The sequence below is a fragment of the Luedemannella flava genome (assembly GCF_039528515.1).
GTDB lineage: Bacteria > Actinomycetota > Actinomycetes > Mycobacteriales > Micromonosporaceae > Luedemannella > Luedemannella flava.
In genome coordinates this window covers 57,884-68,477 of sequence record NZ_BAAALT010000004.1, presented here as the reverse complement: position 1 = coordinate 68,477, position 10,594 = coordinate 57,884, and the positions used below count along the sequence as shown (strand labels likewise).

At 68.9% G+C, this 10,594-nt stretch carries 12 protein-coding genes; 4 read left to right on the top strand and 8 right to left on the bottom strand.

The features are described 5' to 3' along the window. Nucleotides 1–125 precede the first annotated feature (125 nt). Both ABD211_RS01950 and ABD211_RS01945 read left to right on the top strand, forming a co-directional pair. Entirely contained in the window at nt 126–728 is a 603-nt protein-coding gene (locus ABD211_RS01950) for a LutC/YkgG family protein (protein WP_344125512.1), read from the top strand. 10 nt (nt 729–738) lie between these two features. Next, nucleotides 739–1,236, top strand: a complete 498-nt coding sequence (locus ABD211_RS01945) for a methyltransferase family protein (protein ID WP_344125510.1) — start codon at nt 739–741, stop codon at nt 1,234–1,236. A 94-nt stretch (nt 1,237–1,330) separates the two neighbouring features. Here ABD211_RS01945 and ABD211_RS01940 read toward each other — a convergent pair whose 3' ends face one another. After that, nucleotides 1,331–1,786: a hypothetical protein gene (locus ABD211_RS01940; protein ID WP_344125508.1), complete on the bottom strand. Its 456-nt coding sequence runs from the start codon at nt 1,784–1,786 to the stop codon at nt 1,331–1,333. A gap of 321 nt (nt 1,787–2,107) precedes the next feature. Between ABD211_RS01940 and ABD211_RS01935 the strand changes: the two genes are divergently transcribed. After that, the gene (locus ABD211_RS01935; RefSeq protein WP_344125506.1) at nt 2,108–3,220 is read left to right on the top strand and encodes a LacI family DNA-binding transcriptional regulator; all 1,113 of its coding nucleotides are present in this window, start codon (nt 2,108–2,110) and stop codon (nt 3,218–3,220) included. Between the two features lie 178 nt (nt 3,221–3,398). Here ABD211_RS01935 and ABD211_RS01930 read toward each other — a convergent pair whose 3' ends face one another. The 3 genes from ABD211_RS01930 to ABD211_RS01920 are packed head-to-tail and all read right to left on the bottom strand — an operon-like array spanning nt 3,399 to nt 4,729. Further along, nucleotides 3,399–3,794: a VOC family protein gene (locus ABD211_RS01930; protein WP_344125504.1), complete on the bottom strand. Its 396-nt coding sequence runs from the start codon at nt 3,792–3,794 to the stop codon at nt 3,399–3,401. After that, nucleotides 3,791–4,546 carry a metalloregulator ArsR/SmtB family transcription factor gene (locus tag ABD211_RS01925; RefSeq protein ID WP_344125502.1) on the bottom strand — a complete coding sequence of 252 codons (756 nt, stop codon included), beginning with the start codon at nt 4,544–4,546 and terminating at the stop codon, nt 3,791–3,793. The genes ABD211_RS01930 and ABD211_RS01925 overlap by 4 nt, the downstream gene beginning before the upstream one ends. Before the next feature lie 9 nt (nt 4,547–4,555). Further along, nucleotides 4,556–4,729, bottom strand: coding sequence for a hypothetical protein (locus ABD211_RS01920; RefSeq protein WP_344125500.1), 174 nt, complete (start codon nt 4,727–4,729; stop codon nt 4,556–4,558). A gap of 367 nt (nt 4,730–5,096) precedes the next feature. Here ABD211_RS01920 and ABD211_RS01915 point away from each other — a divergent pair, with 367 nt between their 5' ends. Continuing rightward, nucleotides 5,097–5,651, top strand: coding sequence for a hypothetical protein (locus tag ABD211_RS01915; RefSeq protein ID WP_344125499.1), 555 nt, complete (start codon nt 5,097–5,099; stop codon nt 5,649–5,651). Between the two features lie 166 nt (nt 5,652–5,817). Here ABD211_RS01915 and ABD211_RS01910 read toward each other — a convergent pair whose 3' ends face one another. Genes ABD211_RS01910 through ABD211_RS01895 form a run of 4 tightly spaced genes read right to left on the bottom strand, consistent with a single transcriptional unit; the run spans nt 5,818 to nt 10,508 of the window. Continuing rightward, the gene (locus ABD211_RS01910) at nt 5,818–7,551 is read right to left on the bottom strand and encodes an amylo-alpha-1,6-glucosidase (RefSeq protein ID WP_344125497.1); all 1,734 of its coding nucleotides are present in this window, start codon (nt 7,549–7,551) and stop codon (nt 5,818–5,820) included. A gap of 25 nt (nt 7,552–7,576) precedes the next feature. Beyond that, nucleotides 7,577–8,395: a carbohydrate ABC transporter permease gene (locus ABD211_RS01905; RefSeq protein ID WP_344125495.1), complete on the bottom strand. Its 819-nt coding sequence runs from the start codon at nt 8,393–8,395 to the stop codon at nt 7,577–7,579. Beyond that, the gene (locus tag ABD211_RS01900) at nt 8,392–9,282 is read right to left on the bottom strand and encodes a carbohydrate ABC transporter permease (RefSeq protein ID WP_344125493.1); all 891 of its coding nucleotides are present in this window, start codon (nt 9,280–9,282) and stop codon (nt 8,392–8,394) included. The genes ABD211_RS01905 and ABD211_RS01900 overlap by 4 nt, the downstream gene beginning before the upstream one ends. Continuing rightward, the gene (locus ABD211_RS01895; RefSeq protein WP_344125491.1) at nt 9,279–10,508 is read right to left on the bottom strand and encodes a sugar ABC transporter substrate-binding protein; all 1,230 of its coding nucleotides are present in this window, start codon (nt 10,506–10,508) and stop codon (nt 9,279–9,281) included. The genes ABD211_RS01900 and ABD211_RS01895 overlap by 4 nt, the downstream gene beginning before the upstream one ends. Nucleotides 10,509–10,594 lie beyond the last annotated feature (86 nt).

Here is a 10,594-nt window from a genome sequence, read left to right as displayed (position 1 = left end):
GGCCGGGCCCGCCGCCTGCGCCTGCGCGGCCCCGGCTGGGTGGGCGCCTGGTTCGGCGCCCGCGACCTCACCCCACCCGCCCGCCAGTCGTTCCGCCGCTGGTGGCGCGCAACAAGGAGCCCACGATGACGGCCCGCGACGAGATCCTCACCCGCGTCCGCACGGCCCTCGCCGACCGCCCGCCAACCCTTTCAACTCCTCGGGAGTACGCGCGGGAGCTCCCCGGCGACGTCGACATCGTGGCGCTCTTCGCGGAGCGGGCCGCCGAGTACCGGGCGACCGTGACCATCACCGACCCGGAGGCCCTCCCGGAGGCGGTCGCGCGCGCCGCCGACGGCCGCCGTCTCGCGGTCCCCGCCGACCTTCCGCCCGCCTGGATCGCGGGCCTCGACACGGTCACCGACGATCCGCCACTGCGGACGGACGAGCTGGACGGCGTCGACGGCGTGCTCACCGGCGCCGCGGTCGCCATCGCGCTGACCGGCACGGTGATCCTCGACGCCGGAGTGGCCCAGGGCCGTCGGGCGCTCACCCTGCTCCCCGACCGCCACATCTGCGTCGTCACGTCCGACCAGATCGTCGGGACGGTAGCGGAGGCACTGCGACGGCTGGACCCTGGGCGGCCGCAGACCTGGATCAGTGGTCCCTCGGCGACCAGCGACATCGAGCTCAACCGCGTCGAGGGCGTCCACGGTCCACGAACCCTCAACCTGATCGTGGTCAAGTAAGGACCTGTGGATGCGTCAACTGTCGGCGGCCCTGGGCAGCGCGGCGTTCTTCGTGGCCGCCCCGGGCACGGTGGTCGGGCTCGGCCCGTGGTTCGTCACCCGGTGGCGGCTGCCCGATCCGGACACCTACCCGGTCGCCCTCATGGTGCTCGGCGGCGTCCTCATCGTGGTCGGGCTGATCCCACCCGTCGCCGCGTTCGCCCGCTTCGCGCGGGCCGGCGGCACGCCGATGCCGGCGGCGCCGACGACGCACCTGGTCGTGGCGGGCTTCAACCGGTACGTTCGCAACCCGATGTACGCGGGGTTGCTGGTCGTCATCGTCGGACAGGCCCTGCTCTTCGCCCGGTGGGAACTCATCCTGTACGCCGGGTTCTTCTGGGCGGTCACGGCCGCCTTCGTGCGGTGGTACGAGGAACCGACGCTCGCGCAACAGTACGGCGCCGAGTACGAGGCGTACCGGCTGGCCGTTCCCGCGTGGATCCCGCGCGTGCCGCCACGGCGCGGCTGATCGAGGTGGAACACCTCCCGGACCTCGTCGGCGAGCGGGGAGCTGTCCGGGTTGCTGGGCATGATCTCGGCCATGTAGCGCCACCAGCGCAGCGTCAGCTCGCTGCCCCCGCCGGACTCCCAGCGCGCCGGGTCCTCCACCTCGTAACCGAAGACCCGGTCGAGCACCGGAGCACGACGTTGTCCGGGTGCGCGGTGAGGAAGTCGGCGAACGTCGACTGCGAGGCCGAGGTCGGGTCCTGGCCGGCCGGGGTCAGCATGAACGTGTCCCCGTCGCCCACGCCCAAGTCGGCCTTGGCCTGCGCGAAGGCGGCCTTCACGCGGGCGTCGCACGGGCCGCAGTTCGGCGCGGTCATGCCGGCGATGAGGAGCTTCTTGCCCTTCCAGTCGCCGGCGATCTTCGCCTTGGCGGGCTCGCCGAGCTGCTTGATGGCGAGCTGGCCGACCTGCTCGTCCGGGACGCCGCAGCGCGGCACGTCTGGGAACGTTCCATCGATCATGACGACTTTAGCGCCGTCCTTGGTGATCTGGTTGTAGACGGCGCTGTTCATGACGTTCGCGATCCGGCACTTTCTTCGGCAGCGTCTTGGGCACCGCGAACAGCGGTTCGACCTGGTACGGTCCGCTACCCGCCGCCACCTCGGCAGCGGTGAAGGTGCCGGAACCGGAACCGCGCGGCCACGTCGTACGGTGTGGACGAGCCACATCGGAGCTCCCAGATAAAAGAGTTCAACGGGGTGTTCGGCCACCGGTGCAGGGCGACCGCGCAGATGAGGGGTTGAGCCGGGCTCACCGGAGCTGTACCGTTTCAATCGCAATCGGTACGCGAGCTCCGCCGCCGCAGGCCAGTCAATACGTTAACGGGAGATTTCATGAGTCAGTCGAGTCGCCCGAACAGCGCCGCTGGTGCCGAATCAGGCGGCTCATCCCCGACAATTCGGGACGTAGCGGCGGCGGCTGGCGTCAGTCTGGGCACGGTGAGCAACTATTTGAACCGTCCCAACTCGGTGGCCGCCGCGACGCGCGAACGGATCCGCGGCGCCATCGATGAGCTGGGCTTCGTCCGCAACGCCGGGGCCGCGCTCATGCGCAGCGGGCGTGCCCGCACGATCGGGCTGGTCGTGCTGGACGTGGCCAACCCCTTCTTCACCGAGCTGGCGCGCGGCGCCGAGGAGGTCGCCCGCGAGCACGAACTGCTCGTCATCCTGTGCAACTCGGACGAGGACCGCGAGAAGGAGGAGCGCTACCTGGAGGTGCTCGAGGAGCAGCGGGTCCTCGGCGTGCTCATCAGCGCCGTCGACAACGGGACCTCGAAGATCGACTGGCTGCGCCAACGCAACACGTCCGTCGTCCTGGTCGAGAGCGCCCGGGCCAACTACTGCTCCGTGCGCGCCGACGACATCGCCGGCGGCGAGCTGGCCGCGCAGCACCTCATCTCCCTCGGCCACCGCAGCCTCGTCTTCGCCACCGCCTCGCTGACCGTCCGGCAGTACCAGGAACGCCTCGCGGGCGTGCACCGCGCGATGGCGCGCCACGGCCTGCCGCCCGAGGCCCTCACCGTCATCGAGCAGGGCGTCAAGGGCAACACCAGCGACGGCCGCCTGATCGGCGACCGCCTCCTCGCCACCGGCACCCTCCCCGGCACGGGCATCGTCTGCGGCAACGACCTGGTCGCCCTGGGCCTCACCGCGGTCCTGCTGCGCGCCGGCGTACGCATCCCCCACGACGTCTCCGTCGTGGGCTACGACGACATCGAGCTGGCCGAGCAGAGCGCCCTGGCCCTGACCACCATCGCGCAGCCGAAGCAGAACATGGGCCGCACGGCCACCCAACTGCTCATCGAGGAGGCGCAGAACAGCAAACGCCACGCCCACCAGCAGATCGTCTTCCAGCCCGAGCTGGTCGTACGGGAATCAACCGGGCCCGCCCCGGCCGCGTCACCGCCCACCCGTGCCCGCCGCACCGCGACGGCGAGCTCCACGTAGCGCGAACCCCCTGCCGCGCGTCTGACCGTTTTGTCCCAGCCTTGTCGTGGTTCCAGCCACACGGCAGTGGGCCATCGTCGCGGTGGCGATGGTCGCCGCGAGTCGCCCCGGCCGCCTTCCCCTCCGCACGGCGTGGTCAACGGCGCCCAGATTCGCGCGGTGCTGGATGGCGGGTACCTCAGTGACGGGCGGGCTCGAAGAGCTCGACGGGGTTGCCCGCCGGGTCGTCCAGGACGATCTGTCTGCCACCCGGGCCGGTGATGACGTCGCTGCGGAACGCGATGCCGGCCCCACGCAGCCGGGTCACCTCCGCGTCGATATCGGCGACGATGAGGTGGATACGGTTCCAGCCGCCGGGGTGCGGACGGCGCCCGTCGGGCATGGCCCGGCCGGCGGAGCTGGCCGGGCCGGACAGCAGCAGCCGTAGGTTGCCGCGGCGGACGTCGGCGAACGCTGGCAGGAACGTGCTGATCGACGCGAACCCGAGGTGGGTGGTGTAGAAGTCGATCGCGGCGGCCACGTCGTCGACCAGGTAACGCACGCTGACGGTGCCGTCGTCGGTAGGGCTGGTCATGAGGCCTTCCTCTGCTGGTCGGCGAGGGCGTGCAGCAGGAACTCGATGCGGGCGGCGAGGTTGTCGGCGACCCGTTCGAACGCTGCCAGGCCATCGGGGTCGTTGACCGGGTCCGGGATGCTCCAGTGCACCGGTCGCGGATGGTCGGGGAACTCAGGGCAGATTTCTTTGACCTTGTCACACAACGTGATCACATAGTGGAACGACTGACCGGTCACCTCGTCGAAGTGTTTGGGCCGGGCCCCGGCCAGGTCGATGCCGCGCGCCGCCAGCGCGGTCACCGCGTGCGGATGGATCGGCCTGGGCCGACTGCCGGCACTGTAAGCCTCCACAGCACCCGCGGTGCGGTGCCGTAGCAGCGCTTCGGCCATCTGGGAGCGCGCACTGTTGCCCGTACAGACGAACAGCACCCGCCCGCCCGCTGAGCCGGCGGGCGTCGGACGACCGAGCGCCAGCCCGGGGTGCAGTGCGGCGCCGGCGGCGGCGAGCAGATCCCCGCAGTGGGCGAGGTCCAGCGAGTAGTAGGTGTCGCGGCCGTCCGCGCTGCTGCGCCGGGCGGTCACCAAGTCGACCGTGCGAAGTTTGCGCAGATGGTACGAGACCAGGTTCTGCGGCTGACCGAGCAACGCGGTCAACTCGTGCACAGCGAGGTCACCGCGGGCCAACTCACCGAGCAGCCGCCACCGCACGGGGTGCCCGACGGCGGTCACGAAGCTGGGCGGCACGCTGGTGCCGGGTGACTCCGATGCCACACCCGTACATTACATCAAACCGATTTGATGCAATAGGCGGCCGCGGCCGGCGCGACGCGGGTCGGCGAGCACGGTGCGCCGCACGTGGGCGTCGAGCGAGTACCGCCCGGCGCCCACCGAGCACAGGAAGACGCTGCCGCACAACTGGGCGAGGTCGAGGCAGGACCCGTGGGCGAAGTCCACCAGCCGCCCTCGTGCGCGAACGACGGTGCGTTGCCCCACAGGGTGAGGTGTTCCGCCGCCGGCAATCGCGGAGTCCGGCAGTCCGAACCAAAGGGCCAATCGGCAAAGGCTAGGCCTCGGAAGCGCAATTAATTGGCGATGACTCAGGCCAGACTCACCCGGCCAGGGTGACCACTACGTCGCCCATCGAGGACAGCTTGGATTTCGTCGAATTCCCCCTGTCCGGAGGATGCCGGACTAGACTCGGAACTGGCGCGGACACGCTTTACTGGGACAACTCTTAGAAAGAGCCGTCATCTTGCGTGTGTTCCGTCGGAGCGAATCAGTGAAAAAACAAAGCACGTCCTCGACTCCAAGGAGGCGAGTGATGAACCAACTACCAAGACTCGTCTACGCGTTCGGTCTGTTGCCTATACTCTTCCCCGTTTTGACGTCGGCGGACGAAGTGAGCCTAAAGGCCGAGGTCACCAGTGTGAGCATGACAGGACAGCGGGTCGCCGGGCACTATTTTGCTGGGGGCCACGTCATCCGAACATTTGCCGGAACCTACGTTGGCGAGTTCACGCCAGAGGACTGCCTATCGGCGGCCGGGCAAATCCTTGGAATGTTTGAAACGTCCAACGAAAGCGTCAGATTGGGCCCCGGCCATTCGGTGCTCGTGCCATTGACCACCGATCGGCGCATGCTTGTGGTAGGCGTAAATGACGTAACCGGCGGGTGGTTCCATGTATGCATCAACATCGCCTCCACCCAAACCGACGTCTATTATTATGATCTTGGCAACGGCCCCTTCCCTGCTGGTGGCCATGTTGTTCGTCGCGCGGATTTCTGGGGAGAATCGTATGGCGTACAGTTCGCCGACAACGACCATGGTGCGGTCGCTTTCGATTTCCTGCGGCCCGGCGCAGGTCCGACGAGATGACTTCCGTGGCTAGGCACATCGATGTGCGCTACTCCACCATTGATCAATGAGTCATCAATCGTTCGACAACAAGGCTGCCCCCGATCGTATCGATCGTCCGGAGTAGTATCGACGATCACGGAGAGTGTGGCAAAGCGCTGGGCTGGTTGCGCCGCGACCTGCGGCGTCAGCGCTGCCGCTCGCGCTCGCGGTGGGCCGCGGCAAGGATCAGGTACGCGCTCGCCGTCCAGGTGTACGCGCGGTCGCGCAGCCCCGCGCCGGTCAGCACGTCGAAGTTCTCGGCGAAGCCGGACTTCTCACACAGCGCCCGGAACCTCGCGCTGATGTCGTCGGCGAGGTCCCCGTGCCCGGCGCGGCGCAGCCCGTCCTCGATGAGCACCGTGGCAGGCGCCCAGACCGGCCCGCGCCAGTAGCCGTCGGCCCCGTAGTGCGGCGACGTGGGTAGTTCGGTGGCCAGCCCGTACGGGGTGAGATGTGCCGCGATGTGCCGGGCCAGCGTGTCGCCGACGGCGGGATCCAGCTCGGCGCCCAGCACGATCGGCATGAGGTCGAGCAGGCTGCTGCTGGTCCACGTGTCGCCCGACAACACGCCACGGGCGTGGAACCGCTGCCCGTTCCACAGCTGTTCGATCAGGCCGGCGTACATCCGCTCCGCGCCTCGCCGCCAGGCAGCCGCGTCCTCGTGCTGTCCGAGTTGGGTGGCCACGTCGGCCAGCTCGCGCTGTTGCAGCACGAGGAACGCGGCGAGGTCCGCTGACTCGATGACGCGTTCGGGGTCGAAGGTCGTGGCGTTGTCCCAGCCGCTGTCGTTGCCGTGCTGATAGTGCGCCAGCGGGCTGCCCGGTGCCCGGCGGTGGGCCAGCCAGAACCGGGTCGAGTCGGCCAGCCTCCGGTAGGTGGCCCGCAGTTCGCTGGGGTCGATGACGAGTTGCCCGCGTAGGAGGCGCAGGGCCCAGCCGTGGATGGGCGGTTTGACGAAGTTGTACAGGATCTCGGAGTGGGCGACCGAGTCGGGTAGCGCGCCGCTGGGGTCCTGGTGGTCGAACGGGATCTGGAACTGGTCCCAGGCCAGCTCCGGCCGTCCCGCCGCGAGTGCGAGCGCGTTGAAGCAGTGGTCCCAGCTCCAGATCTTGTTCATCCAGTGCTTGGACATCAGTACGCCGGGACGGGCGAGGAATCCTCCGGGCCGGACGGTCGCCGACCACAACACGTACGCGGCCAGCTCGGCGGCCGGCGTCGACTCGTCGCGCCACGGTGCGACGTCGTCGACGAACGCGCCGAACGCGGCCTCGGCCCCGCGGTGCACCTCGTCGAACGACGCCCCGGCACGGTACGGGCCACGGGCGGTCCCGTACTCCTCGATCGCGATCTCCCACGGCCCGCCGTCACCGGTGCACACGACGCCCCGGTCCGTGACCCCCAGCGCCTGTCCCCCGGTGACCTCAGCGAGGCGGCCGGCGATGACGCTGACGCGGTAACGGCGGCCGGACTCGTACACCGTGAACAGGTGGGCCCCGTCGACCGGATCCCGGAGGAAGTAGGGACCGCTGAACGGGGTGAGGGAGACGTTCGCGGCCGTGACCAGCAGATCCGTGCCCGTGCCGGTGATCCGCACGGTGTCATGGTTCTCGTAGGCCAGCGACACGACGCCGCTCGGGTGCTGCCAGGTCAGCAGCGCCGGGGTGGCCTGCACGGTCGTGTGCAGGCGCTGCCGGTCGCCGGCGGTCGCGACGGGCACCAGCCGCAGGATGGGGTGCAGGCCGGTCTGGTGGGACACGAGATGAACGTCGTCCGCACGCGTCCGCTCGGCGATGACCGGTGAGAAGTTGAACCAGGATCCGCTGTAGGAGAACGGGATCTCCGCCAGACTGAACACCGGTCCCCGCGGGGCGACGGTCATGTCGAGCCTCTCTGTCGCACCTGAGTCAGTCCCTGACCGCGCCGACGGTGACGCCCGCGGTGACGTATCGCTGGGCGAGGACAAGCAGAACGGTCGCGGGAACCGACGCCACGACCGCGGTCGCCATGATGGCGTTCCAATCCTGGTTGTTGTTGCCGATGTAGTGGTAGATGCCCAGCGTGATCGGGCGCAGCGTGCCGCCGCTGTCCAGCGTGCTGGCGAAGACGAAGTCCGACCACGCCCACAGGAACGTGAACAGCGACACCGTGACCGTCGCGTTGCGGCTGACGGGCATCACCACCGACCAGAACGTACGCACGACGCCGGCACCGTCGGCGGCGGCCGCCTGTAGCAGTTCCCCGGGTATGCCGGCCATGAACGCGGTGTAGATGAGGACGGCGAACGGCACGGCGATGGTGGTGTCCGCGATGACCAGTCCGGACAGGGTGTTGAGCATGCCGACGTTGAGCAGGAAGGCGTAGTAGCCCATCGCCATGATGATCGCGGGGATCATCTGTGCGACCAGCAGCGCGAACGTGAGCGCGTTTGCGCCGCGGGGGCGCAGCCTGGCCAGCGCGAAGCCGGCCGGAGCGGCGATCGCGAGGGTGGCCGCGACCGTCGCCACCCCGACGATCAGGCTCGTGCCCAGGTACGGCAGTTGCTGGTCGATGACCGCCCGGTAGCCGTCCAGCGTGCCGTTCACCGGCAACCAGTCGGGTGGGCTCCTGCGCATCCGCTGGTCCTCGGTGAACGACACATTGATCATCCAGTAGACCGGGAAGAGCATGACCGCCGTGAGACCCAGGCCGATCGCGGTCTTCCACCAGGCCGCCTTCGCGGTCATAGCTCCCGCCTCCGCTGGACCCGGACATAGAGCAGGCCGAAGACGACCGCCAAAATGATCAGGAGGTTGCCGACAGCGGCACCGGGCCCGAACGCGGGCAGGGCATTGCCGAAGCCCAACCGGTAGGACCAGGTGGCGAGGGTGGTCGAGGAGTCCACCGGGCCGCCCCGGGTCATGATCCAGATGAGGTCGAAAACCTTGAGGGTGTACACGAGCCCGAGCAGCAGCGTGATCACGGATACCGGGCGTAGCAGGGGGAACGTGACCCGCCAGAACCGCTGCCAGCCCGACGCGCCGTCGAGCGTGGCGGCCTCGTGCAGCTGCGGCGGGATGCCCTGGAGACCGCTATAGAGCACCACCAGGTTGAACGGGACGCCGATCCAGATGTTGGCGATGGTGACCGAGGGCAGCGACCAGGCCGGCGAGGTGAGCCAGTTGACGGGGCCGAGGCCGATCAGGCCCAGTGCGGCGTTGACGATGCCCGAGTCGCTGTTGAGCATCCACGACCAGGTCGACGCCGACACGATCAGCGGCAGCAGCCACGGGACGAGGAACAGCGCCCGCAACGTGGCGGACAGCGGGAAGTGCCGGGCGAAGAACAGCGCGAGCGCCATGCCGATGGAGAACTGCATCGCCAGCGATACCAGGGTGAACACGGCGGTGTGGGCGAGCGCCGGCGCGAATGTCGGGTTGTCGATGACCGTCCGGTAGTTGTCCAGGCCGATGAAGGACGCGTCGCCGTACACGAAGGACCGGACGGTGTAGTGGCGCACGCTGAGGTCGACGTTGCGGTAGAGCGGGTAGGCGTAGAAGGCGATCAGGTAGATCGTGACCGGGGCGAGGAACGCCCACGCGGTCAGCGTGGAGGTACCCCGCCCCCGGGTCACTTCGTCGCCGCCGCGGCGGCGGTCTGGGCCTCGGTCAGGGCCGCCTGCGGTGTCTTCGACCCGCTCAGCGCGGCCTGCACGGCCGTCCACAACGGTTGCGAGATCTTCGGGTACCTGGTGCCGAGGTTGTCACCGGTGCGACCCTTGGCGACCTTGACCGCGTCGACCCACACCTTCAGCTCGGGGTTGGCGGCGACCTGCTTGGCCTGGACCGCCTCCGTCGGCGCGACGTAGTTCAGCGCGGTGACGGTGGCCAGTGAGTTCTCCGTCGAGGCGAGGCACGCCACGAGTTTGCGGGTGGTGGCGTAGCGCCCGGTGTCCTTCTGCACGGGCACGCTGACGAACTCGCCGCCCGTGGGTGCCGGGGCGGTGCCGCCGTTCGTCGCGGGAACGGGGATGATCCCGTACTCGAAACCGGTCTTCTTGGCGTTGCCGAGTTGCCACGTGCCGTTCTCGGCGAAGGCGTAGTCGCCGGTGGCGAACTCCTGCCAGCTGGTGGTCTGGGTGTTGTTGATGACCGAGTTGGGCGCGTAGCCCTGCTTGAGCCAGTCGGTCCACAGCGCCAGTGCCGCCACCGCCTGCGCGGAGTCGAGTTTCGTGAGGTTGGCGCCCGCGCCCCAGAACCACGGCAGGAACTGGAAGCTGCCCTCCTCGGTGCCGATCGCCGAGAACGTGATCCCCTTCTTGCCCGCGGCCTTCACCTTGGCCAGTGCGCTGGTCAGGGACGCCCAGTCGGTGACCGAGGCGATGTCGACGCCGGCGGCGGCGAGCACGGACCTGTTGTAGTACAGCGCCAGGGTGTTCGCGCCGATCGGGATGCCGTACGTCCTGCCTGCGCTCTGCCCGGCGCCGAGCAGGTTGGGCGGGATGGCGGTGGTGTCGAGCGACGTGTCGTCGGCGGAGGCGAGCACGCCGGCCTCGGCCAGGGTGGAGATGACCGGGTTGTCGACGATCAGGACGTCGGGGGCCGTGCCCTGCTGCGCGGCCAGCAGCACCTTGGTGGTCAGGTCGGTGGTGTCGAAGCTGGTGCGGGTGACGGTGACGCCCGCGTCCGTGCCGCACCTGTTGAGCAGCGCGACCCAGTCGGAGCCACTGTCGTACTGGGGGTAGGGGTCCCAGATCGTGTAGCTGGTCTTCGCCGAACTGTCGCCGCCGGTCGGGGTGCACGCCACAGTTGCGCCGGCGGCGAGCGCGGCCAGGATCACGGCGATGGCGCGTCCGGTCATCGGTGAGCGCATGGATGTCCCTTCATCAGCCGGTGGAACGTAGCGGTGCCGTCAGATGTCGGTCGAATCGATTCGGCGAATCGATT